Origin of the sequence: Teichococcus rhizosphaerae (genome assembly GCF_002631185.1) — a bacterium.
GTDB lineage: Bacteria > Pseudomonadota > Alphaproteobacteria > Acetobacterales > Acetobacteraceae > Pseudoroseomonas > Pseudoroseomonas rhizosphaerae.
The window spans coordinates 1-23,614 of record NZ_PDNU01000051.1 but is presented as its reverse complement, the minus strand read 5'-3'; the positions used below and the strand labels follow the sequence as shown (position 1 = coordinate 23,614).

Below are 23,614 nucleotides of genomic sequence, written 5' to 3'. Positions count from 1 at the left end.
GGAAGGCCGGTGCGAACGCCTCCCCTGAACAGCCGGGATTCCGCCGGCGTGCCGCCCCCCGGCGCCGGCCTGCGCCGCACGCGGACCCTGGGCGTCCCGGTCGATGCCTGCGACAGCCTGGAGACGGCGCTCGGCATCATCGAGGCGCGGCTCGGGGGCGGGGGCAGAGAGCGGGCCTTCCTGGTGACCTTCGTGAACCCCGCCGCCGTCGCCGCCGTCGAGCGCGACGCGCGGCTCGGCGCCGCCCTCCGCCGCTTCGACATGGTCCTGCCGGACGGCATCGCCATGGCCCTGGCGACGCGCCGCCTTTCCGGCCTGCGGGCGGCGCGGATCAGCTTCGACACCACCTCCCTGGCGCTCCCGGTGCTGCGCCTCGCCGCCGACCGGGGATGCCGCGTCGCGCTGGTGGGCGGGCGCCCGGGCGTCGCGCGCCGCGCCGCGGAGCAGCTCGGCCGGCGCTTCCCCGAGCTGCGCATCGCCGGGACCTGGCAGGGCCACCGCGACATCGCCGCGCTGGCGGCCGAGCTGCGCGACGCGGCGCCAGACGTCGTGGTCTGCGGCATGGGCAGCGGCCGGCAGGAGGAGCTCCTGCTGCGCCTCGCGGCGGCGGGGTGGAGCGGCGCCGGCTTCACCTGCGGCGGCTATCTCGACCAGCTCGCCGGCGGCCTCGCCTACTACCCGGCCTGGATCGACAGGGCGCAGCTGCGCTGGCTCTACCGCCTGTTCCGCGAGCCGCGGCGGCTGTGGCGGCGCTACCTCGTCGATTACGGGCGCTTCGCCCTGCGCCTCGGCGGCGCGCTCGCGGGCCGCCTGCTGCCGGTTCCGGCGCGCCGCGAGGCCGGGCGATGAGCGGGGAGCGCGGCGGCGGCGCGCGGGGCCGGACGATGCGGGCGCTGTTCTGGACGCTGCTCGACGTGGGCGGCAGCCAGGGCCTCGCCTTCCTGCTCTACGTCATCCTGACGCGCATCCTGACGCCGGGCGAGTATGGCGTCTTCGCCATCGCCCTCGCCATCACCGCCATGGCGAACACGGTGCTCTTCCAGGGCTTCGCCGACGCGCTCATCCAGCGCGAGGCGCCGGACGAGGACGACCGCAGCACCGCCTTCTGGACCAACATGGCGCTGGGCACGGCGCTGGCCGTGCTGCTCGTGCTGAGCGGCCCGGCCTTCGCGCGGATCTACGGCAACGCGGCCCTCTCGCCCGTGCTCCAGGCCATGGCGGCGCTGTGCGTCCTGCGCGCGCTGGTCAGCGTCCATTCCGCCCTTTGCCGGCGCGAGATGCGCATGGCCATCTTCGCCATGCGCGCCATCGGCGGCTATGTCATCGGCGGCCTGTCCGGCATCGCCCTGGCCATGGCGGGCTGGGGCGTGTGGGCGCTGGTGGCGTGCCAGATCATCCAGGCCCTCGTCATCCTCGCCGTGATGTGGGCGACGATCCGCTGGACGCCGCGGCTGCGCTTCTCGCGCGTCTCGCTGCGGGACCTGGCCGGGTTCAGCAGCCCCTTCATGGTGGCGGGCATCCTCACCGCCATGGCCGACAAGGTGGACAACCTGGTCATCGGCGTGATGCTCGATGTGGAGGCGGTGGGCCACTACAACCTCGCCCTCAAGATGCTGCAGGCGCTGGGCTTCGTCGCCATGTCGCCCCTCGCCCTGCTGATGATGCCGGTGCTGGCGCGCTTCGCGCAGGACCGCGCCGCCTTCCGCGACGAGTATGTCCGCCTCGTCACCGCCTCGCTGGCCATCTGGCTGCCGATGGCGGTGGGCCTCGGCTTCCTCGCGCCGGCCCTGGTGCCGCTGGCCTTCGGGCCGCAATGGGCGGCGGCGGTGCCCGTGCTGCAGGCGATGAGCCTCGGCTGCTTCACCGTGCCGCTGTGGTCCTTCACCGGGCAGGCGCTCTCCTCCCTCGACCGGCCGGGCGCCTATGCCTGGCTGGCGGGAGGCCAGCTCGTCCTCGCCGCCCTCGCCTATGCCGCGGCCTCGCCCTTCGGCATCGTCGCGGTGGGCTTCGCCTGGGCCGCGGTGTCCGCGCTGCTGGTGCCCGTCCACCTCCATGTCCTGGAGGAGGTGGTGGGGCAGAGCTTCATGCCGCTGCTCGGCAACGCGCTGCGCCTCGCGGCGGCGGGGCTCGGCATGGCGGGCGCCATGCTGGCGGGGCAGGCGCTGTCGGGCGGCAGCCTGTGGCTCACCGCCCTGGCCGGCTGCCTGGCCTATCTGGCGCTGCTCGAGGTGGCGCTCCTGCCCCGGTATGTCAGCGGCGGGGTCCGCTCCGCGCGGCTGGCCTTCCTCGCCGGGGGAGGCATCCGGTGATGCGCCCGCCCGAGCCCAGCGGCGCCCGCACTGTCCCTGACGGCGTCCGGATCGAGATCCTGCGCGACCCCGGCCGCCTCGCCGCGCTGGCGCCGGCCTGGCGCGCGCTCGAGGCGGCGGCCGGCGCCTCCGTGTTCCAGTCGCATGGCTGGATCTCCGCCTGGTGGCATGGCGGCGCGGCCGGCGCGGGCTTCCGCCTGCACCTCGCCCTCGCCTGGAATGGCGGCGCGCTGCTCGGCGTGCTCCCCCTCGTCATCCGGCGCCACCACGGCATCCGCGTGCTGGAATGGGCGGCCAAGGACTGCACCGATTACTGCGACGCCCTGCTGGCGCCGGGGCGGCAGCACCTCGTCGCGCCGCTGTGGCAGGCGGCGCGGCGGGGTGGCGGCTTCGACATCGCCTATCTCAGCCATCTCCACCCCGATGGCGTGCTGGCGCGCGAGGGCGGCGCCCGGCTCGGGCTGCGGCCCAGCCGCCGCTCGGTCGCCAGCTCGAGCCTCGCCCTCGGCGCCTGGCGGGACGGCGCGGCCTTCCAGCGCTCGCTCGGCACGGGGGAGCAGAAGAACTGCCGGCGCCGGCGGCGCGTGCTGGAACGCGAAGGCCCCGTCCGGTTCCGCGAGGTGCGGGGCGCGGAGCGGGCGCCGGTGCTGGAGGCGCTGTGGCGGATGAAGCGCGAGGGGATGCGCGATGCCGGCGCGGCCTCGCCGCTGTTCGGCGATGACGGCGCCATGCTGCGCTCCCTCGCCGCGGCGCTGGAGGCGCGCGGGTGCCTCCGGCTCTTCGCGCTGGAGGCCGGCGACAGGCTCGTGGCGGTGACGCTCTCCATCGAGGAGGGCCGCCGGCTCCTCGACTTCGCCTGCGCCTATGACCGCGCCTTCCACCGCGGCTCGCCCGGCATCCTCTGCCTGGTCGACGAGGTCTGCTGGGCCATCGAGCACGGCTACGCCGAGGTCGATTTCCTGTGCGGCGACGAGGCCTACAAGAACCGCTTCGCCAGCGCGCATCGCCGCCTCGGCGCCATGGTCCACGTGCGCACGCCGCTCGGCCTCGCGGCCGCGATGCTCGATTCCTGCGGCCCGCTGCTGGCCCGGCTGCGCGCGCGCGCCGCCGCTCCCTTCCGTTCCGCCACATCCCTTCCAGGGGCGCTCAAAGCATGATCCCGAAGCGCATCCACCACGTCTGGGTGGGCGGCCCCATGCCGCTCCGCTACCGCGGCTTCATCGAGGGCTGGCAGCGCCTGCATCCCGGCTGGGAGCTCGTCTGCTGGAACGAGGACAACATCGACTTCTCGCACGCCCCGCTGCGCGAGGCCTACCGGAAGCGGCGCTGGGCGACGGTGTCGGACATCGCGCGGCTGATGGCGGTGCAGGCGCAGGGCGGGATCTACCTCGACACGGACTTCAGGCTCATCCGGCCGCTCGACCCGCTGCTCGGCAATGCGTGCTTCCTGAGCTTCCAGGACGCCGACAAGCCCAGCGACCTGATCTCGAACGGCTGCTTCGGCGCGGTGCCGGGCCACTGGTTCATCACCGAGGCGCTGCAGGAGGTGCTGCGGCTGCGCGAGCTTCCCTTCGGCCTCGACCGGCCCACCCGCTACGGCCCGAAGCTCATCACCCGCCTGATGCGGCGGCACGGGCTGCGGGCCGAGGAAGCCGACACCCGCCAGGCCGCCCTCGTCGGCGACATCCGCGTGCTGCCCTGGCGGGTGTTCTTTCCCTACCCCTACGGCGCTGAGTTCACGCCCGGCTGCATCACGGAGGACACGCTGGGCATCCATTTCTGGGAGCGTTCCTGGAGCGCCAGCCTCCCCCTTCCCATCCGGCTCGGCCAGGCGGCGCGGAGCCGGATCTCCCGCACGCTCCGCAGGCTGCATGTCTGAAAGGGGAACCGCGATGTCGCCGCAAGGTCACGAGATCCAGGGCCGCGGGATCCATCTGTCCGGCGCAGCGGGCGTGCCCGGCTTCGCGGAGCGGCTCCGCGCGGCGCTTCCGCCGGAGGCCGAGATCCTGGAGCGGCCCGGCCCCGCCGGGGCGGGGAAGCCGGGGGCCATCCTGCTCCGGCTCGCGGACGCGGCCGCCCTTCCCGCCGGCGCGCCTTCCACGGGCACGCTTCCCGCCGGCACGCCTTCCACGGGCCGCGTCTGGCGGATCGTCGACGAGGCGGGCACGCCGCTCGCCTCTCCCCGCTTCGGCCGGCGGCAATGCTGCCGGGCGCCGGGCCTGCTTTCCGTCTTCCTGGTGGAGCGCGACGCTCCCTCCGCTTCCTGGCGGTGCCTGGGCGAGGCGCATCTCGGCGCCTGGCGGCCGCATGGCGCGCTGGCCAGGGCCGCCGCAGAGGCGGCCGCCACGCTGGTGGCCGCGGCCATCCGGCAGCCCGCGCCGGGCCGGCCCTGGCTTGCCGCGCGCCGCCAGGGGCCGGACTGGCCGGGGCGCTGGCGCATCGCCCACGCCCTGAGGCGCGCGCGCGACAAGCTGACCAGCGAGAACTGGGCGATCGGCATCGCCGCGATCGCGCCCGCGGCGCTGCAGCGGAGCCAGGTGGTCACCGGCGCATGCTGGGTCATGCCGCCGGATTCGCGGGGCTACCATGCCGACCCCTTTCCCTGGCCGGGCCGGCCGGGGGTGGTCCTGTGCGAGTATTTCGACCACACGACCGGCCTCGGCCGCCTCCGCGCCCTGCGGCTCGGCGGCATGCCCGGACAGGCCCGGCAGGAGGAGGTGCCGCTGCAGGCCAGGGGCCACCTTTCCTACCCCTTCGCCTGGGTTGAGGACGGGCGCGTCCTCTGCATGCCCGAGATGGCGGCGAGCCGCCGGCAGGAGATCTTCGAGCTGGCGCCGGATGGCCCGCCCCGCCCGGTGGCCACGGTCGCCGAGGATGTGGGGATGGCGGACCCCACCCTGTTCCGCCATGGCGGCCTCTACTGGGTGGCCTACACCGACACCGCCCTCGGCCTGCACGACAATCTCTGCCTGATGTTCGCCGAGGACATCAAGGGGCCGTGGCGGCGGCATCCGGGCAATCCGGTCAAGATCGACGTGCGCTCGTCGCGCCCCGCCGGGCCGCTGCTCGGCGCCGGCGGGCGGCTGCTGCGCCCGGCGCAGGATTGCGCGGCCTCCTATGGCGCGGCGCTGGTGATCAACGAGATCCTCGAATGCACGCCGCGGGCCTACCGGGAGAAGGTGGTGGCGGTGCTGTCGCCCGATCCGGAGGGGCCGTTCCCGCACGGGCTGCACACCATCGCGCCGATGGCCGACGGCCGCTTCCTGCTCGATGGCAAGCGGGTGTCCGTCAGTCCCGGCATCCTGCTCCGCCGCCTGCTGCGCCGGCTGCCCGCCCTGGGCGCGTCCTGGCGCGGCGCCCTTCGCCCCCTGCACAAGCCAGCGACAGGATGGAGAGGATGAGCAACAGGTCACGTTACGTCCTGCGCCTCAACACGGATGTGGGACAGCCGCTCGCCGCCTCCGCGGCGGCCGAGCGGGAACGCGATGTGGCGGCCCGCGCCTGGACGGCGGCATGGCGGCGCAAATGGCTGATCCTCGGCGTCACGCTGCTCGTCTTCATGGCGGGCTTCGCGGCGCTGCTGTCGGTGCCGCCGAGCTACCGCACATCGGCCACCCTGCTGCTGGAGACGCAGTCGGCCAACCCCTTCCGGCGCCAGGACGCCGCCGCGAACCCGGCGCAGAACGCCGAGTTCTTGGCCAACGAGCTCGAGATCCTGCGCTCGCGCGAGCTGCTCCAGAGCGTGGTGGCGCGGCTCGGCCTGGAGGCGGACCCCGACTACAACCCGGCCCTGCGCCCTTCCCGCCTGCTGGCCGCCGCCGAGCGGCTCGCCGGCCTGCTCGGCCCCTGGTCCGAGGCGCCGCTGCACCGCATGGTCACCCTTCTCGGCCTCCGCCCGGCCGGCGCGGAGGGGACGGAAAGCCTCGACGCGACGGCGGAGACCCTGGCGCGCGGCCTGGCCATCGGGCCCATCGGCCGCAGCCGGGCCATCGAGATCACGGCCACGGCGCGCGAGCCCGGGCTGGCCGCCGCCATCGCCAACGGCGTGGCGGAGGCCTATCTCGCCCGCCGCGCCGAGCAGCGCCGGGCCGAGCTGCGCGCGCTCGGCGCCTGGGTGGAGGCGGAGCTGGCCTCGCTGCGCGGCCGCGCCAATGCCTCGGCGCGCGCGGTGGTGGAGTTCCGCGCCGCCAACGGGCTGGTGAGCGGCCTGTCCCGCACCGACCTCAACGCGAACCTGGTGCAGCAGGAGGTGTCCGAGGTGGCCAGCCAGCTCACCGCGCTCCGCCTCCGCCGCTCCGAGCTGGCGGCGCGGCTGCGCGATGCGGAGGCGGCCATGGCGGCCCGCAACATGGACGGGCTGGCGAGCGTGCTGGATTCCCGCACCATCCAGCAGCTTCGGGCGCAGGAGGCGCAATCGACGGCGCGCCTGGCGGATGTCGCCTACCAGTATGGGCGCTCCCACCCCTCGGTGCAGGCGATCCAGGCCGAGCTGGCCGACATCCGCCGCAACATCGCGCGCGAGGCGGAGCGGATCCTGCAGAGCGCGCGCAACGAGGCGAATGTGGCGCAGGAGCAGCAGCACAGCCTCACCGAGCGCCTGAAGGGGCTGCGCGGCGACGTGACGCGGGCGGACGAGGCGGAGGTGCGGCTCCAGGAACTCCAGCGCGACGTCACGGCCGACCGCGCCCTGCTCGACAACTTCCTCGTCCGCGCGCGGGAGATCGGCGCGGAGATCCGGCTGCAGGAGACGGGCGCGCGCATCGTCTCGGAGGCGGCGGTGCCGCGGCGGCCGCACGCGCCCAATCTGCGGCTGCTCCTGCCGCTGCTCGGCTTCGTCTCCCTCGGCGCCGGCGCGATGTCCGCCGTGGCGCGGGAGGCCATGGCGCGGGGGGTGCGCAGCGTGGACGACCTCGGCGGCGCGGTGCCCGCCCTGCCGCTCGGCGTCATCCCGCTCTGGCGCGGCCGCTTCGACCGCGCGGGGCGGGCCATGTTCCGCGAATCCATCGCCGGGCTCTGCGCCCATCTGCTGCGCGGCCCGTCCGGCGAGGGGCCGCCGCGCAGCCTGCTCGTCACCTCCGCCCTGCCGGGCGAGGGCAAGAGCACCGTCGCGCGCGCCCTGGCGGCGGAGGCGGCGGAGCGAGGGCTGCGGGTGATCCTGGTCGATGCCGACCTACGCGGCCGGCGCGCGCGGCGCGGCGCGGCGACGGAGCCCGGCCTGTCGGACGTGCTGCGCGGCGAGGCCAGCCTGCACGAGGCGATGCGCGCGGCGCGGGAGGGCGGCTATCGCTGGCTGCCCGCGGGGCGCCGCCCGGCGAACCCGACCCAGCTGCTGACCTCGGACGCCATGGAGCGGCTGCTGCGGCAGATGGAGGCGGAGGGGGATCTGGTGATCATCGACGCGCCGCCCGTGCCCATCGGCGGCGATGTCCCGGCCCTGGCGCGGCTCGCATCCCGCACCCTGCTGCTGCTGCGCTGGGAGCACACCCGGCCCGGCGAGGCCAATGCCGCGCTGCGCTGCCTGTCGGCCGCCGGCGCCTCGCTCGCGGGCGTGGCGATGAGCATGGTCGATACCCGCTACAACGACCACTACCAGCATGGCGATGCGAGCTTCTTCTCGCGCCGGCTGCGGCGCTACTACCTGGGCGCCCGGTGATCCCGCGCCCCGCCCCGGCGGTGCCGGCCCCGATGCCGGCGCCGATGTCAGCCGGAGGGCAGGCCCGGCCGGGCTTCCATGCCGGCTTCCCGGCGCGGCGGGCGGGGCCGGAGGTCCTGCCGCTGGGGCCGGCCCTGGCGCATGCCCTGGCCTGGCAGGCGGTGGGGCTCGGGCTGCTGGTGCTGCATGTGCTGCTGGTGCGGGAAACGGGGCCGGCGGCGGCGGTCCTGGCGCTGGGCGGGCTGGCGCTGCTCTATGCCCTGCTGCCGCTGGCCGGGCTGGTCGTCTTCTGGCAGATGGCCCTCTACCAGAACGCGGCGGTCGCCTTCTTCTCCGACGGCATGAGCCCCGGCGCCTACCAGGTGCTGCTGGGCACCGGCTTCCTGGCGGCGGGGCTGCTGGGGGGCCTGGCCACGCTCCGCATCCTGTTCGCCCGGCCGGCCGCCGCGCCGGCCGCGCGCCGGATCGCCCTCCTGGCCTGCGCGGCGATCGGGGTGTCCACGGCCTATGCGGCCTATGGCGCCACCCTCTCCTCCCCCGCCTCGGCCGCCGTGTACCTGCGCGCGGCCACCGGCATGCTGCTGATGCTGCTGGTCGGCCTCGACCTGGGGCGGCTCTGGGGCTTCCGGGCGGTGGCCATCGGCTACCTCGTCTCGCTGCTCGCCGGCCTCTGCTACAGCGCGCTGGAGGTGGCCGATCCCGCCTGGTTCTACGAGGCGGCGGGGAACCTGCCCTTCATGAACCTCAAATACGGTCCCGCCGAGCAGGACTGGCCCTTCCACACCGCGCGCGACCTGATCGCCACCCGCACCAGCGTGCTGTTCAACGTGACGGGCAGCGAGACGAGCCTGATGTCCTTCCGCTTCGGCGGGCCGAACATCCACCCCGTGAGCTATGCCTATGTGATCGCCATGGGGGGGATCGCCGCGCTCGGGCTGCGCTGGCGCTGGAGCATCGTGCCGGTCGCCTTGCTCCTGGCGGCAATCGGGGTGAAGGGGGCGATGCTCGCCTTCGTCTCCACGCTGGGCTTCTGGGCGCTGTGGCAGTGGACCGGATGGCCGCGCCTGATGCTGGCCGGCATGGCCGCCTTCGTCGTCGCCTACGCGACCGCCGTGATCCTGGTGGGCCTCGGCAGCGGCGACTTCCACGTCATCGGGCTGATCGGCGGCTTCGAGGGGTTCCTGCGCAACCCACTGGGGCACGGCATCGGCGTGGGCGGCAACCTGTCGGACGCGGCGCGGGCGGGCATCGACATGGCCGAGCTGCAGAACTCGGGCGCGGAGTTCGGGTTGGAAAGCGCCATCGGCGTGCTGCTCTACCAGCTGGGCCTCGGCCTTCTCGCCCACTTCGTGGCCTTCGGCGCATTGCTCGCCGCGGCCCGGCCGCGGAATGGCTGGCGCCATGCCCGGCCGCGGGACACGGACGCCATCTTTATCGGCGCGGCCATGACGATGGTGAACGGCCTGTTCCAGGAGGAAGCCTACACGACCTACGCGCTCGGCGCGGCGCTGCTCTTCGCGGGGACGCTGGTGGCCAACCGGCCAGAGCGGTGAGGTCAGAGCGGTGAGGGCGGAGCGCATGGCGCCAGGAGCGCGGCGGGGAAGGCGGGCCCCGGCCGGGCGGAACCGCCCGGCCGGGAGGGGGGATGCCCGCCGGAGGCCCCGGGGGAGGGCCTCCCGCCCGCTCAGCCGAAGATCAGGTCGGAGCTGGAGATCGCCGCGTTCGGCATCCAGATCTCGTCGGCGCCGGCCTGCAGCATGGTGCCGGAGACGCCATCGTGCCTCTCGGTCGCCCAGCTCACCTCGCCGCTCTTCAGGCCGATGAGCTTGAGCTTGTCCGTGCGGGGCGCGAAGTCCCAGATGATGTCGTCGCCATCGCCCTTGCGGAACACGTTGGTGTCGCGGCCATGGCCGTTCCAGATCTGGTCGTCGCCGCGGCCGCCGGTGATGGTGTCGTTGCCGGCGCCGGCATAGATCTTGTCGTCGCCCTCGCCGCCCGTCAGGCGGTTGCCGCGGCTGTTGCCGTCGATCACGCGGCCCGGCGTGCTGGGCGCGGGCGCGGGCTCCTCGGCGGGCGGCGCGGCCAGGGGGGGCTGCGAGGTCGCGGGGGGAGGCGTCACGACAGGCGCAGAGGGGGCGGGCGCGGAGGGCGCGGGCGCGGAGGGGGCGGCCTCGGCGGGGGCGCCGCCGACCGCGCCGGCCGGCAGGCCGCTCCCGGACCACTCCCAGGCCTTCACGTAGTCGATCTCCATGGACGACGTGGCCGAGTCGGCGGCGTTGCCGTGCCAGGCGCCGTCGCCGCCGACATGCAGCGACAGGGTGACGTACATGGGCTTCTTCGCGTCCGACGGCGTCGCCGTGCGGAAGGTCTCCACGCCGTCGAGATAGTAGACGATCTCGTTCGGCCCCCAGTTCACGCCATAGGTGTGGAAGTTCTCGGTGGTGGAGGTCGCGGCGTCGGTCCAGTCGGAGCGCGCATTGCCCGTCTGGGTGTGGAGGGTGTTGATCACCGTGCGCGGCTCGCCGCCGCTGACCTCGGAGACATCGATCTCCGGCGGCCAGGAGTGATCGGTCGGGATCAGCCACAGCGCGCTGAGGAAGCCGTCGCCCGGGGCGTTCTTCGCGCGGAACTCGAAGTAGCCGTATTGCTGCGAGAACATCTCGTCCGTGTGCAGCATGCCGGAAGCATGCGTCACCCAGTCGGGCTCGTTCGGGACGCCGGTCTGGTCGACCGGCTTCGCGGTGATCTTGAGGACGCCGTTCGACTGGGAGAACGGGTTGTAGCCGGTGGACGCGTCAGAAAAATAGACCGCGTCCGTTTTGTCGTCCGAGTAACGGGAATCCCAGAACCACTGCGATTTCCAGACTCCGGCGCCTGAGCTGTCTCTTCCGTTGGGACTGATGTCAATCTGGTTGCTGAAGTCCTCGAAAAACGTAACTTTCGGCGTGGTGTTGGAAATCGTAGCCACTTAATACCTCATTGGCAGTTCATTACAACTCCGGATTGTGGTTCCGGGGCAATGCCCGCTTACAAGGATATGTTCGGAACTGGCAAGCTGAATCTCGTTTGCGTGAGCGTAATGGAAATTACTTGCGTTATGGACTCGTTTTCGTTCTCGTAACGGTTTGGACTCAGCTGTTTCTGCGCAGTAACGCACTCCCTGGGGTTGAGAGGATCGGCGATGGCACGCCTTGTCCGGCGCCGCGGCATGCTCGGCACGGTTGTCTGCGCGGCCGGCGGCGCAACGCCGCCGCCCCGCTCCGCCCATGCCGCGGAGCCGCCGGGCGGCACCGCCTGGCGCCGGGCACGGCAGCTCGGGCCCGGGGTGAACCTCAGCCTGTGGCAGGATCCGCTCGGCGCCCCGGCTGCGGGGGAAGGGCACGGGACGCTGGCCGAGGTCGCGGCGCTCGGCTTCCGCCACGTCCGGCTGCCGGTCGATCCGGCTGCCGCCGTGGCGGGGATGCGGCAGGGGCCGGATGTCGCGCGGCGCATGGCGGAGCGCCTCGCGGACGACATCGCCGCCGCCCGGAGGCACGGCCTCGCGGCGATCCTCGACATGCACCCATCGGACGCGTTCCGGCAGCGCCTCGCGAGCGATCCGGGCGAGCGGCGCAGATTCGCCGGCACCTGGGCGGTCATCGCGCGTGCGCTGTCCGGCCTTGATCCTGAAGGCCTGGTCTTTGAACTTCTCAACGAGCCCGGCGAGGCGCTCGGCCCTTCCTGGCACGGGCTGCAGGCGGAGCTGGCGCGCGCGGTCCGCGGCGAGGCGCCGGAACACACGATCCTCGCCGCCGGCGCGAACTTCTCGACGGTGGCCGATCTGCGCCGCCTCGCGCCCCTGCCCGACGCCAACCTCATCTACAGCTTCCACTGCTACGCGCCGATGCTGTTCACCCACCAGGGCGCGGACTGGGCGCCACCCTTCGCGCGCGTCTCGGGCGTGCCCTATCCGCTGAGCCTGCGGCACATCCGCGCGGTCGAGGCCGCCATGCCGCCGGAGGAGCGGCCGGTCATCGCCGAGGAGGGGCGCGGCGGCCATGGCTGGGACGCGGCGCGGCTGGAGGCCCTGCTGGCGCAGGCGGGCGCCTGGTCGCGCCAGCGCGGCCTGCCGGTGATCTGCACCGAGTTCGGCGCCTTTCGCGATGGCGGCGCCGATCCTGCGGACCGGCGGCGCTACCTGGCGGACATGCGATCCGCGCTCGCGCGCCACGCACAGGCCTGGACGCTGTGGGACTACAGCGGCGGGTTCGGCGTGGTGCGCGAGGAGCGCGGCAGCCGGCAGATCGACCGCCCCATGCTGCGGGCGCTCGGCCTCGGCTGAGGCCAGGCGCCGAAAGGCGCACCCATCCGCGCCCGGCCTCCCTCATGCGTGGTTCCCGCGCGCGTGATCCCCGGGGATCGCGCGTGATCATCCGCGCCGCGGCCGCGCGCGAGCGGGCGGCAAGGGGCTGGGGGAATTGCCTTTCCGGCCGCTCTTGGCTATTCCCCTCTACCCGAGGGACGCTGCGGGATGGAGGGGAGAGATCCTCGCCGTCGCGCGTGCCCGCGACGCAAGGCTGGCTGTGCCCGCCCCGCCCGGCACCCCGCACAGGGACCGGACAGGGAAGCAAGGAGTGTATTGGATGGCGCCCCCGAAACACTCGTTGCAGCTCGGCGAGGCGCCCTTTGGCGAGGAGATCGACTGGGAGCCCCGCCGGCTGGTGATGCCGGGGCCGTGGGCCGGCCATCTCCCCTTCGCCTTCTGGCTGGTCAAGGCCGCGCGGCCGCGCCTGCTGGTGGAACTCGGCACGCATAGCGGCAACTCCTTCTCCGCCTTCTGCCAGTCCATCGAGGCCACGCGCGCGCCGACGCGCGCCTTCGCCGTCGACACCTGGCAGGGCGACGAGCATGCCGGCCATTACGGCGAGGAGATCTTCACCGACCTGAAGGCGTTCATCGAAGGCCATTACGGCGGCTTCGCCACCCTGCTCCGCCTCACCTTCGATGAAGCGGTCTCGCACTTCATGCCGCAATCGGTCGATGTGCTGCACATCGACGGCATGCACAGCTACGAGGCCGTCAAGCACGACTACCTGACATGGCTCGACATGCTGTCGGACCGGGCGGTGGTGCTGTTCCACGACACGCAGGTGCGCGAGCGGGGCTTCGGCGTCTGGAAGCTCTGGCAGGAGCTGTCCGCCGAGCATCCGTCCTTCGAGTTCACGCACAGCAACGGGCTCGGCGTGCTCGGCGTCGGCAAGAACCTGCCGCCCGAGGTCATGGCCTTCTTCGAGAGCGCCAAGGACGAGAAGGCCGCCTGGAACACGCGCGCCCTGTTCGCCGCGCGGGGCCGGCCCTTCGAGCTCGCCACGCAGATCATGGCGCTGCGCCAGGAGAATGCGCGGCTCGAAGGCTACCACCACCACCTCGAGGCCGAGCTCGCCGCGGTAAAGGGCCATCTGGAAGGCACCCAGGCGCTGCTCGCCGGCGCGCAGGAGCAGCTCGCCAGCGCGCAGGAGCAGCTCGCCAGCGCGCAGGAGGAGCAGCAGCGGCAGGCGGCGGAAGCCCGCGGCCGCATCGAGGAGGAGCGCCGCCAGCAGGGCGCGCTCGAGCGGGCGGTCGCCGAGGGCAAGGCGGAAGCGGAGCGGCTGACGCAGGCCATCGCCGAGCGCGATGCGATCCTGGCCGAGACGCGGCGCCAGCGCGCCGAGCTGACGCGCATGGTGGAGGACCTGCACCGCTCCACCTCCTGGCGCGTGACCCGCCCGTTGCGCGTCACGGGGCGGCTGGTGAAGCGCTACCTCGCCGACAGGAGGCCGCGCCTCGCGGCGGCGCCGGCCGAGATCGCGCATCCCGCCATCGCGCAGCCAGCCCCGGCGGAGGCGCCGCCGCTCCACAACGCCGCCCTGCGCGACGCCACGCGCAGCATGATGATGAGCCGGCTGGACGCCTTCCTGAACTCCGGCACCACACTGAGGCTGCCGCGCGCCCGGGAGCCGGACGTCTCGATCATCCTGGTGCTCTACAACCAGGCGGAGATGACCTATTCCTGCCTGGCCTCGATCCGGGAATGCCTGGAGCACAGCCCGGTCTCGATCGAGACGATCATCCTCGACAACGATTCCCGCGACAAGACGCACGCGCTGCTCGACCGGATCGAGGGCGCCGAGATCATCAAGAACGACAGCAACCTGCACTTCCTGCGCGGGGTGAACGCGGCCGCCGCGCGCGCCACCGGGCGGCACATCCTGCTGCTCAACAACGACGCGCAGCTGACCCCCGGCGCCCTCGAGGCCGCCGTCCGCACGCTGGACGAGGACAGCACGGTGGGCGCGGTCGGCGGCCGCATCATCCTGCCGGACGGGCTGCTGCAGGAAGCGGGCTCGATCATCTGGGCGGATGGCAGCTGCCTCGGCTATGGGCGCGGCCGCAGGCCCGACGATGCGGAGTTCATGTTCCAGCGCGACGTGGACTACTGCTCCGGCGCCTTCCTGCTGACGCCCCGCGCCCTGTTCGAGCGCATGGGGCGCCTCGACGAGGCCTATGTGCCCGCCTATTACGAGGAGACGGACTACTGCGTCCGGGTGTGGAAGGAGAACCTCCGGGTCGTCTACAACCCGAAGGTCGTCATCCACCATTTCGAGTTCGCGAGCTCCGGAAAGGTAGGCGACGCGCTGCAATTGCAGGAGCGCAACCTGCAGACCTTCCGCGACCGCCACGCGGAGTGGCTGGCGCGGCAGCAGCCGCCGCACACGGACAACATCCTGCGCGCGCGCCAGCACCGCTCGGCCCGGCCGCGCCTGCTCTTCATCGAGGACCAGGTCCCGAAGTCCTGGCTCGGCTCGGGCTTTCCCCGCGCCGCCGAGATCCTGCGGGAGCTGCACGCGCAGGGCGTGCAGGTCACCCTCTACCCGACCGCGGGCCAGCCGGAATCCTGGCCGGAGGTGTGGAAGGCGCTGCCGCTCGAGATCGAGATCGTGCTGCCGCATGCGGAGGGCGTGGAGCTGCGCGACTTCCTGGCGCGGCGCCGCGATTCCTTCGACGGCGTCTTCGTCACCCGGCCGCACAACATGGAGCGGCTGCGCAAGCTGCTCGACCGGGAGCCCGGCCTGCTCGGCGCCGCGAAGCTGATCTACGACGCGGAGGCGCTGTTCGCCAAGCGCGAGATCCTGAAGAAGGCGCTGGAGGGCGCGCCCCTCTCGCCGGCCGCGCAGCGCAAGCTGGTGCAGGAGGAGCTGGCCCTCGCCCGGGACTGCGACCTCGTGCTTTCCGTGTCCGAGGCCGAGCGCGGCGTCATGACGGAGAACGGCATCCGGAACGTCAGGGTGCTCGGCCACATGGTCGAGACCGACCCGACCTCCTCGCCCTTCGACACGCGGACGGACATCCTCTTCCTCGGCGCCATCCACGCCGACGATTCGCCCAACGCGGATTCCGTCCGCTGGTTCGCGCGGGAGGTGCTGCCCGAGCTTCGCGCCCTGCTCGGCGACGAGGATGTCCGGCTGAAGGTGGCGGGGCTGGTGCGCGCCCCCTCCATCCAGGCCATGGATGGCGACAGCCTGCAGCTCATCGGCCCCGTGGGCGCGCTGAAGCCGGTCTTCGAGAAGGCGAGGCTGGTCGTGGCCCCCACCCGCTTCGCGGCGGGCATCCCCCACAAGGCGCATCAGGCGGCCGCCTTCGGCGTGCCGATGGTGACCACGGAGCTGATCGCCTCGCAGCTCGGCTGGACCTCGGGGGAGGAGCTGCTGGCGAGCTCCGAGGCCGGCGCCTTCGCCCGCCACTGCCACGCCGCCTATACCAGCGCGGAACTCTGGTCCGGGCTGCGCGACAAGGCCCTCATCCGGGTGGCGAAGGACTGCTCCGCCGCCTCCTTCGCGGCGACGCTCCTCGAGATCACGCATCTCATCGGCGAGGCGCGCAAGCCCTAGGGCGGCTCCCGGTCAGGCGGGAGCACCGGGCCGGCATGCCCGGGACGGCGACATCCGGGCGGGGAGGACGGCCTCGCCCTTGCAGGTGAACGACAATGGCGCGGCGGCAGGAGCGGAGAGCGTGAGCGGTACCCATCAGCCACAGGCAGCGGCCCCGGAGCGCCGCCCCGACCCGTCCCTGGCCCTGCCCCTTCCCTTCCTGCCCTCCTCCTATGGAAGGCGGTTCTCCGCCTGCGCCGTCATCCATCTCTTCCATGACGAGCTGGCCTACGAGGTCCTCTCCTACGTCAACAACCTCCCCCCCGGCACGGACGCCTTCATCTCGACGGACACGCCGCTGAAGCAGGAGCGGATCGGCCAGATCTTCGCCCATTACCGGCCCGGGCGCGCCGAGATCCGCCTCATGCCCAATCGCGGCCGCGACATCGCGCCGAAGATCGTGGGCTTCCGCGACGTCCATGAGCGGTACGAGTTCGTCCTGCACCTGCACTCCAAGAAGTCCACGCACAACCGGCGGCTGGAGAGCTGGCGGACCTACCTGTACGAGACGCTGAGCGGGTCGCGCGAGCAGGTCCAGGACATGCTGGGGATCTTCCAGGACTTCCCCGGCATCGGCATGATCTTCCCGCAGCACTACGAGTACATCCGGCGGTGGCTCACCTGGGACAACAACCTCCCCGGGGCCCAGGCGCTGGCCCGGCGGCTGGGCTACGCGCTGTCTCCGGACCATCCCCTCGACTTCCCCTCCGGCTCCATGTTCTGGGCCCGGAGCGCGGCGCTCCGGCCGCTGCTGGACCTGGACCTCCGGTTCGACGACTTCCCCGCCGAGACCGGGCAGGAGGACGCGACGCTCGCGCACGCGGTCGAGCGGCTCTACGCCATCGTCTGCGAGCTGTCGGGCCATGACTGGATGAAGGTGGCCCGCCCCGAGCTGCTGGCCCGCCCCGGGGAGGTCCGCCAGGCGCGGACGCGGCAGGAGATGGCGTCCCATGTCCGGGAAAGCGTCGTCCGCCTCACCGCGGGCGGCCCGCTCGGCCGCATCGACGATTTCCACAGCACCGAGGTGGAGCCGTCGCCCGCGCTGCTGCGGATCCTGGAGAACAACCGCAAGCGCCTGGAATGCGCGGACGCGTTCAGCGCGTGGATCAAGAGCCCCATCCTGCCGCGCTATCCGCTGTCCTGAGCGGCGGTCCCGGGCATTTCCCCTTCGTCCTGGCTCACTCCGGGTGCTCCGGGCTTCTGGTCCTGCGGGCATCCCCGGCCGGCCCGGCGCCGCCGCCGCGCATGTAGGTCTGCGGGCCGCAGCCCATGTCGGCGCGGAAGGCATAGATGAAGGCCGAGGCCGAGCCGTAGCCGAGCTCCAGCGCCGTTTGCGTGACGCCCCGGCCGCCGCCCAGCAGCTCCACGGCCTTGAACATCCGCAGGCGCCGCCGCCAGGAGCGCAGGCTCATGCCCAGCTCCGCCTCGAAGCGCCGCGCCAGGGTCCGGCCGGACATGCCGAGCTCCCGGCCCCACGCCTCCGAGCCGCGCGGATCGGCGGGATCGGCGTGGAGGGCCTCGCACAGCCGGGCCAGCGGCCCGCCGCGGGGCCAGGGCAGCGCCGCCCGGAGCGGCCTCGCGCGCCGCAGCTGGTCCAGGATCAGCGCGGTCACGCGCCCCGCATAGTCCTCCGCGCCCGCCTCCCCCTCGATCGCCGCCGCCTCGACGATCAGGGCCCGCAGCAGGGGCGGGACGGTGAAGACGGTGGGGCTGCCCGGCAGGCCGGCCCCCGCCTCCTCGGCGATCCACAGGCTGCGGAACTCGGCGCCGAGCAGCGAGCCCACGCGGTGCGCGAGGCCGGTGGGCAGCCACACCGCCTGCTCGGGCGAGATGACGAAGGAGCGGCCCTCCACGGCCACGGTCAGCACGCCGGAGATGGCATAGGCCAGCTGGTGCCAGGGATGGACGTGCTCGGCGAAGTGGTGGCGGGGCGGGATGGACTGGACGCGCACCGTCATCGGCCGGGGCGGGGCCAGGCCGGCTGGCGCGGTGATCGTCTCCCAGCTCATGCGGCGGCGCTCATTCTGTCCGTTATTTTATATGAATTGGCGCTCCATCGAAAGATCGCCAGCGCCGGGCGCGCTAAGCTGCGCCCGCGCCCGCGCCGGCGCCCCTCTCCGCGCGACACGCGCCGGCTCCCCGATGCCACCCGCCTGAGGAACTCCATGTCAGAAGCCACCGCCGGTACGGCCCGGGACCTGCCGGCCGCCGAGATCTACCGCCATGAGCGCGGCAACGTCCTGCGGCTCGCCGTCGCGCAGGCGCTGGCCGGGGCGAACACCACCGTCATCTACGCGACGGGCGCCATCACCGGAAACATGCTGGCCCCCGACAAGGCGCTGGCCACCCTGCCCATCTCCATCTTCGTGGTGGGCATGGCCGCCTGCACCCTGCCCGCCGGCATGGTCGCGCAGCGCCATGGCCGCCGCGCGGCCTTTCTCGCGGGCACGGGCGGCGGGGTGCTGGCCGGGCTGCTCGCCTCGCTGGCGGTGGTGCTCGGCTCCTTCTGGCTGTTCTGCCTGGCGACCTTCCTGGGCGGCGCCTATGCCGCCGTGGTGCTGTCCTTCCGCTTCGCGGCGGCCGATTGCGCGCCGCCCGAGCGGCGGCCGCGCGCCCTCTCTGCGGTGATGGCGGGCGGGGTGTTCGCGGGCGTCATCGGGCCGCAGCTCGTCACCCACACCATGGACCTCTGGCTGCCGCACGTGTTCGCGGCCACCTTCGTGGCGCAGGCCGCGGTCGCCGCCCTGTCGGCCTTCATCCTGCTGGGCGTGCGGCTGCCGAGGCCGACGGCGGCGGAGGCGTCCCGTGGCCGGCCGCTCGGCGTCATCGCGCGCCAGCCGCGCTTCGTCACCGCCGTGATTTGCGGCGTGGTCTCCTACCTGCTGATGAACTTCCTCATGACGGCGGCGCCGCTCGCCATGCAGATGTGCGGCCTGCCGCAGGAGGCCTCCAATCTCGGGCTGCAATGGCACGTCATCGCGATGTATGGGCCGAGCTTCTTCACCGGCCGGCTGATCACGCGCTTCGGCGCGCCGCGGGTGGTGATGGCGGGGCTCGCCCTGACCGCCGCCTCCGCCGCGGTCGGGCTGACGGGCGTCGAGGTGGGCCATTTCTGGCTGACCCTGATCCTGCTCGGCCTCGGCTGGAACTTCGGCTTCGTCGGCGCCTCGGCCATGGTGCTGGAATGCCACCGCCCCGAGGAGCGGGCGCGCGTGCAGTCCTTCAACGACTTCATCGTCTTCGGCACCATGGTGTTCGGCTCCTTCCTGTCGGGCAGCCTGCTCACCTCCTATGGGTGGGACATGGTGCTCTGGCTGTCCTTCCTGCCGCTGCTGCTGGCGGTGGCCGCCCTGGCCGCCGCCCCGCGCCGCGCGGCCGCGCCCTAGGGCCGGGCGCGCCCGATTCGGCTCCCGCCGCCCGGGCGCTGGCCCCGGCGGCGGAGGGGCTCGCGGCATTGGCACCACAGCCGCCGACTAGATATAGTATCCACAACCTTTATCGGCACTCCATATTGACGGGGATGGCCGGGCTGCATCATCTAGCGCCGCGGGCCAGCACAGCCGCGGGCCAGCCGCGCCATTGTTCATGCCGATCCAGCCGGGCCCATTGGGCGGCCACGCTGCGTGTGGAAAGCCTCGAGAGGACGCCATCGATGTCCACCTCCCATGACGACCTGAAGACCCGCGACGAGCAGGATGGCCTGGCCACCAGCCTGCGGGTCATCCGCAGGGACGGCGCGGTCGCGCCCTTCCAGGCCGGCAAGATCAGCGTGGCCATGACCAAGGCCTTCCTGGCGGTGGAAGGCCATTCCGCCGCCGCGTCCCAGCGCATCCACGAGATCGTGGCGGAGCTGACGGAACAGGTCGCGGACGTGCTCCTCCGCCGCTTCCACGCCGTGCGCGCCCTGCACATCGAGGACATCCAGGACCAGGTGGAGCTGGCGCTGATGCGCGGCGGCCACCACAAGGTGGCGCGCGCCTATGTGCTGTACCGCGAGGAGCGGGCCCGCGAGCGCGCCGCCGCGGCCGCGGCGGCCGGGTCGGCGGTGCCGGGCATCCAGGTGCGCGGCAAGGACGGCGCGCTGCGCCCGCTGGACGCGTCGCTGCTGCAGCGGCTGGTGGCGGAGGCCTGCGAGGGCCTGGCCGATGTCTCGCCGGAGCCGGTGCTGGCCGAGGCGCGCCGCAACCTCTATGACGGGATCTCCAGCGACGAGCTTTCCCAGGCGCTGATCCTGGCCGCGCGCACGCTGATCGAGCAGGAGCCGAACTACTCGCAGGTTTCCGCCCGGCTGCTGCTGGCGGTCGCGCGGCGGGAGGCCACCGGCTTCGTGCTGGGCAACGGCCTGCAGACGCAGGGCGAGATGGCCGGGGCCTATCCCGAATACTTCGCCGGCTATGTGGCCAAGGGCATCGAGGCCGGGCTGCTGAACCCGGAGCTGGCGCGCTTCGACCTGAAGCGCCTGGGCGCCGCCCTGAAGCCGGAGCGGGACCTGCAGTTCCAGTATCTCGGCTTCCAGACCCTGTATGACCGCTACCTGCTGCAGACGGGCGGCGTGCGCTTCGAGATGCCGCAGGCCTTCTTCATGCGCGTCGCCATGGGGCTGGCGCTGAACGAGATCGACCGCGAGGAGCGCGCGGTCGAGTTCTACGAGCTGATCTCCTCCTTCGACTTCATGTGCTCGACGCCCACGCTGTTCAACAGCGGCACGCGCCATTCGCAGCTCTCCTCCTGCTTCCTGACCAGCGTGCCCGACGACCTCGACGGCATCTTCGGCGCCATCCGGGACAACGCGCTGCTGGCGAAGTATTCGGGCGGCATCGGCAACAGCTGGACGCGGGTGCGCGGCCTCGGCGCGCATATCCGCGGCACCAACGGGCAGAGCCAGGGCATCGTGCCCTTCCTGAAGGTGGCGAACGACACCGCCATCGCGGTGAACCAGGGCGGCAAGCGCAAGGGCGCCGTCTGCGCCTATCTGGAGACCTGGCACATCGATGTCGAGGAGTTCCTCGACCTGCGCAAGAACACCGGCGACGACCGCCGCCGCACCCATGACATGAACACCGCCAACTGGGTGCCGGACCTGTTCATGCAGCGGGTGGAGGCGGATGGCGAGTGGACGCTGTTCTCGCCCGACGAGGTGCCCGACCTGCACGACCTCTACGGCACCGCCTTCCGGGAAGCCTATGAGCGCTACGAGGCGCGCGCGCGCGCCGGCGAGATCAAGGTCCACAAGACGGTGCGGGCCGTGGACCTGTGGCGCCGCATGCTGACCATGCTGTTCGAGACGGGCCATCCCTGGATGACCTTCAAGGACCCGTGCAACCTGCGCTCGCCGCAGCGGCACGCGGGCGTGGTGCATTCCTCCAACCTCTGCACCGAGATCACGCTGAACACCTCGGACACGGAGGTCGCGGTCTGCAACCTCGGCTCGATCAACCTCGGCCGCCACGTCACGGCAGGCGGGCTCGACCGGGCGCGGCTGGCGCGCACCATCCGCACCGCCATGCGGATGCTCGACAACGTCATCGACGTGAACTTCTACACCATCCCGCAGGCCCGCCGCTCCAACCTGCGGCACCGGCCGATCGGGCTCGGGCTGATGGGCTTCCAGGACGCGCTGCACGCGCTGCGCCTGCCCATCGCCTCGGAGGAGGCGGTGCGCTTCGCCGATGAGAGCATGGAGCTGATCAGCTACCACGCCATCGAGGCCTCGGTGGAGCTGGCGGCCGAGCGCGGCGCCTATGCCTCCTTCCCCGGCTCGCTGTGGAGCCAGGGCGTGCTGCCGGTGGACAGCATCCGCTATGTGGCCGAGGCGCGCGGCGAGGCGCTGGACCAGTCCGCGACGCTGGACTGGGAGGGGCTGCGCGCGCGGGTGATGAGCACCGGCATGCGCAACTCCAACACCATGGCCATCGCGCCCACCGCGACGATCTCCAACATCGTGGGCGCCACCCAGTCGATCGAGCCCACCTTCCGCAACCTCTTCGTGAAGGCCAACATGTCCGGCGACTTCACGGTGGTGAACCCCTTCATGGTCGCCGACCTGAAGGCGCGCGGGCTGTGGGACGAGGTGATGGTCTCCGACCTGAAATACTATGACGGCAGCCTCGGCCCGATCGAGCGCATCCCCGACGACCTCAAGGCGCTCTACGCCACGGCCTTCGAGATCGACCCCTCCTGGCTGGTGGAGGCGGCGGCGCGCCGGCAGAAGTGGATCGACCAGGCGCAGTCGCTGAACCTCTACCTGACCAACCCGAACGGGCGGAAGCTGGACGCGCTGTACCGCCTGGCCTGGAAGCGCGGGCTCAAGACCACCTACTACCTGCGCACCCAGGCCGCCACGCATGTCGAGAAGGCCACGCTGAAGCGGAGCGACGGCAAGCTGAACGCGGTGAAGCTGGCCCCTGCGCCGGAAGCCCCCGCCCCTCGCCCGCCCGCGCCGCCGATGGACGAGACGCCGCTCGACGCCCCCAAGGTCTGCCTGCTCGACGACCCCACCTGCGAAGCCTGCCAGTGAAGCCCTCCAGTGAAGCCCGCCCGTGAAGCCCTCCAGTAAGGACGCCCCTGTCATGAGCCACACTTCTCTCGATTGGGACACCGGCCCCGCCGGGCAGCGCCACGCCGCCGTCCCGGCGGAGGGCGATGCCACCGGCCTCGGCGCCATCGCCGAGGGGGCGGGCCGCGTCTCGGTCGACGACAAGGCGATGATCAACTGCCGCGCCGACGTGAACCAGCTCCTGCCGCTGAAGTATCACTGGGCGTGGGAGAAGTACCTCGCCGCCTGCAACAACCACTGGATGCCGACCGAGATCTCGATGCAGGCCGACATCGCGCTGTGGAAGTCGCGCGACGGGCTGACCGAGGAGGAGCGGCGCGTGGTGAAGCGCAACCTCGGCTTCTTCGCCACCAGCGAATCCCTTGTCGCCAACAACATCGTCCTCGCCGTCTACCGGCAGCTGACCAATCCCGAATGCCGGCAGTACCTGCTGCGCCAGGCCTTCGAGGAGGCGGTGCACACCCACACCTTCCAGTACATCGTGGAAAGCCTCGGCCTCGAGGAGGGCGAGCTGTTCAACATGTACCGCGAGGTGCCCTCGATCACCGCCAAGGCGGCCTGGGCGCTGAAATACACGCAGAACCTCTCGGACCCCTCCTTCGGCACCGGCACGCCGGAGAAGGACCGCGGCTTCCTGCGCGACCTGATCGCCTTCTACGTCGTGTTCGAGGGGATGTGGTTCTACACGGGCTTCGCGCAGATCCTCTCGCTCGGCCGGCGCGGGCGCATGGTGGGCATCGCCGAGCAGTACCAGTACATCCTGCGCGACGAGAGCATCCACCTGAACTTCGGGATCGACGTGATCAACCAGATCCGCGCCGAGAACCCGCATCTCTGGACCAAGGCCTTCGCGGAGGAGGTGCGCGAGATGCTGCGGGAGGCCTGCGCGCTGGAGGTGGCCTATGGGCGCGACACCATGCCGCGCGGCTTCCTCGGCCTGAATGCCGCGCTGTGCGAGCAGTACATGCACTTCATCACCAACCGCCGCTGCGCCCAGCTCGGGCTTTCGCCGCTGTTCCCGGAAACGGAGAACCCCTTCCCCTGGATGTCCGAGGTGATGGACCTCAAGAAGGAGAAGAACTTCTTCGAGACCCGGGTGATCGAGTACCAGAACGGCGGCGCGCTGAGCTGGGACTGAAAGCCGCCGCCG

The 23,614-nt window shown here is 72.3% G+C and carries 15 protein-coding genes; 13 read left to right on the top strand and 2 right to left on the bottom strand.

Going from position 1 to position 23,614, the window contains the following annotated elements:
* Positions 1–9: 9 nt before the first annotated feature.
* From CR162_RS19120 to CR162_RS19095, 7 genes are read left to right on the top strand one after another with little or no spacing between them, the layout of a single operon-like run.
* The gene (locus CR162_RS19120) at positions 10–849 is read left to right on the top strand and encodes a WecB/TagA/CpsF family glycosyltransferase (protein WP_141563246.1); all 840 of its coding nucleotides are present in this window, start codon (positions 10–12) and stop codon (positions 847–849) included.
* A complete protein-coding gene (locus CR162_RS19115; protein WP_099097116.1) occupies positions 846–2,309 on the top strand; it encodes a lipopolysaccharide biosynthesis protein in 1,464 nt (487 codons plus the stop codon). The genes CR162_RS19120 and CR162_RS19115 overlap by 4 nt, the downstream gene beginning before the upstream one ends.
* The gene (locus tag CR162_RS19110; RefSeq protein WP_176559933.1) at positions 2,309–3,466 is read left to right on the top strand and encodes a GNAT family N-acetyltransferase; all 1,158 of its coding nucleotides are present in this window, start codon (positions 2,309–2,311) and stop codon (positions 3,464–3,466) included. Before CR162_RS19115 ends, CR162_RS19110 begins: the two co-directional genes overlap by 1 nt.
* On the top strand, positions 3,463–4,188 hold the full coding sequence (locus CR162_RS19105) for a glycosyltransferase (protein ID WP_099097115.1): 726 nt from the start codon (positions 3,463–3,465) through the stop codon (positions 4,186–4,188). Before CR162_RS19110 ends, CR162_RS19105 begins: the two co-directional genes overlap by 4 nt.
* 13 nt (positions 4,189–4,201) lie before the next feature.
* The gene (locus CR162_RS22535) at positions 4,202–5,710 is read left to right on the top strand and encodes a glucosamine inositolphosphorylceramide transferase family protein (RefSeq protein ID WP_176559932.1); all 1,509 of its coding nucleotides are present in this window, start codon (positions 4,202–4,204) and stop codon (positions 5,708–5,710) included.
* Positions 5,707–7,962 (top strand): GumC family protein, encoded by a 2,256-nt coding sequence (locus CR162_RS19100; RefSeq protein WP_176559931.1) that lies wholly within the window; start codon positions 5,707–5,709, stop codon positions 7,960–7,962. The genes CR162_RS22535 and CR162_RS19100 overlap by 4 nt, the downstream gene beginning before the upstream one ends.
* Positions 7,963–8,006: 44 nt before the next feature.
* Positions 8,007–9,515 (top strand): hypothetical protein, encoded by a 1,509-nt coding sequence (locus CR162_RS19095; protein WP_141563245.1) that lies wholly within the window; start codon positions 8,007–8,009, stop codon positions 9,513–9,515.
* A gap of 131 nt (positions 9,516–9,646) precedes the next feature.
* Here CR162_RS19095 and CR162_RS23160 read toward each other — a convergent pair whose 3' ends face one another.
* Positions 9,647–10,930: a family 16 glycosylhydrolase gene (locus CR162_RS23160; RefSeq protein WP_099097112.1), complete on the bottom strand. Its 1,284-nt coding sequence runs from the start codon at positions 10,928–10,930 to the stop codon at positions 9,647–9,649.
* A gap of 213 nt (positions 10,931–11,143) precedes the next feature.
* Here CR162_RS23160 and CR162_RS19085 point away from each other — a divergent pair, with 213 nt between their 5' ends.
* From CR162_RS19085 to CR162_RS19075, 3 genes are all read left to right on the top strand, one after another.
* A complete protein-coding gene (locus CR162_RS19085; protein WP_099097111.1) occupies positions 11,144–12,283 on the top strand; it encodes a glycoside hydrolase family 5 protein in 1,140 nt (379 codons plus the stop codon).
* A 301-nt stretch (positions 12,284–12,584) separates the two neighbouring features.
* Positions 12,585–15,869, top strand: coding sequence for a class I SAM-dependent methyltransferase (locus CR162_RS19080; protein ID WP_099097110.1), 3,285 nt, complete (start codon positions 12,585–12,587; stop codon positions 15,867–15,869).
* Positions 15,870–15,990: 121 nt separating this feature from the next.
* Positions 15,991–17,052: a rhamnan synthesis F family protein gene (locus CR162_RS19075; RefSeq protein WP_176559930.1), complete on the top strand. Its 1,062-nt coding sequence runs from the start codon at positions 15,991–15,993 to the stop codon at positions 17,050–17,052.
* A gap of 34 nt (positions 17,053–17,086) precedes the next feature.
* Here the strand turns inward: CR162_RS19075 and CR162_RS19070 are convergent, their stop codons facing one another.
* On the bottom strand, positions 17,087–17,917 hold the full coding sequence (locus CR162_RS19070; protein WP_099097108.1) for an AraC family transcriptional regulator: 831 nt from the start codon (positions 17,915–17,917) through the stop codon (positions 17,087–17,089).
* 156 nt (positions 17,918–18,073) lie between these two features.
* Here CR162_RS19070 and CR162_RS19065 point away from each other — a divergent pair, with 156 nt between their 5' ends.
* The 3 genes from CR162_RS19065 to CR162_RS19055 all read left to right on the top strand — a co-directional run bounded on the left by CR162_RS19065 (position 18,074) and on the right by CR162_RS19055 (position 23,602).
* Positions 18,074–19,294, top strand: a complete 1,221-nt coding sequence (locus CR162_RS19065) for an MFS transporter (protein WP_099097107.1) — start codon at positions 18,074–18,076, stop codon at positions 19,292–19,294.
* A gap of 266 nt (positions 19,295–19,560) precedes the next feature.
* Positions 19,561–22,425 carry a ribonucleoside-diphosphate reductase subunit alpha gene (locus tag CR162_RS19060; RefSeq protein WP_099097106.1) on the top strand — a complete coding sequence of 955 codons (2,865 nt, stop codon included), beginning with the start codon at positions 19,561–19,563 and terminating at the stop codon, positions 22,423–22,425.
* A gap of 52 nt (positions 22,426–22,477) precedes the next feature.
* The gene (locus tag CR162_RS19055; RefSeq protein WP_099097105.1) at positions 22,478–23,602 is read left to right on the top strand and encodes a ribonucleotide-diphosphate reductase subunit beta; all 1,125 of its coding nucleotides are present in this window, start codon (positions 22,478–22,480) and stop codon (positions 23,600–23,602) included.
* Positions 23,603–23,614: the final 12 nt, after the last annotated feature.

Bases quoted from the DNA above. Each gene is read 5' to 3' on its own strand.
- CR162_RS19115 (WP_099097116.1), top strand. From the start codon at position 846: ATGAGCGGGGAGCGCGGCGGCGGCGCGCGGGGCCGGACGATGCGGGCG.
- CR162_RS19110 (WP_176559933.1), top strand. From the start codon at position 2,309: ATGCGCCCGCCCGAGCCCAGCGGCGCCCGCACTGTCCCTGACGGCGTC.
- CR162_RS19105 (WP_099097115.1), top strand. From the start codon at position 3,463: ATGATCCCGAAGCGCATCCACCACGTCTGGGTGGGCGGCCCCATGCCG.
- CR162_RS22535 (WP_176559932.1), top strand. From the start codon at position 4,202: ATGTCGCCGCAAGGTCACGAGATCCAGGGCCGCGGGATCCATCTGTCC.
- CR162_RS19100 (WP_176559931.1), top strand. From the start codon at position 5,707: ATGAGCAACAGGTCACGTTACGTCCTGCGCCTCAACACGGATGTGGGA.
- CR162_RS19095 (WP_141563245.1), top strand. From the start codon at position 8,007: ATGTCAGCCGGAGGGCAGGCCCGGCCGGGCTTCCATGCCGGCTTCCCG.
- CR162_RS19085 (WP_099097111.1), top strand. From the start codon at position 11,144: ATGGCACGCCTTGTCCGGCGCCGCGGCATGCTCGGCACGGTTGTCTGC.
- CR162_RS19080 (WP_099097110.1), top strand. From the start codon at position 12,585: ATGGCGCCCCCGAAACACTCGTTGCAGCTCGGCGAGGCGCCCTTTGGC.
- CR162_RS19070 (WP_099097108.1), bottom strand. From the start codon at position 17,917: ATGAGCTGGGAGACGATCACCGCGCCAGCCGGCCTGGCCCCGCCCCGG.
- CR162_RS19065 (WP_099097107.1), top strand. From the start codon at position 18,074: ATGTCAGAAGCCACCGCCGGTACGGCCCGGGACCTGCCGGCCGCCGAG.
- CR162_RS19060 (WP_099097106.1), top strand. From the start codon at position 19,561: ATGTCCACCTCCCATGACGACCTGAAGACCCGCGACGAGCAGGATGGC.
- CR162_RS19055 (WP_099097105.1), top strand. From the start codon at position 22,478: ATGAGCCACACTTCTCTCGATTGGGACACCGGCCCCGCCGGGCAGCGC.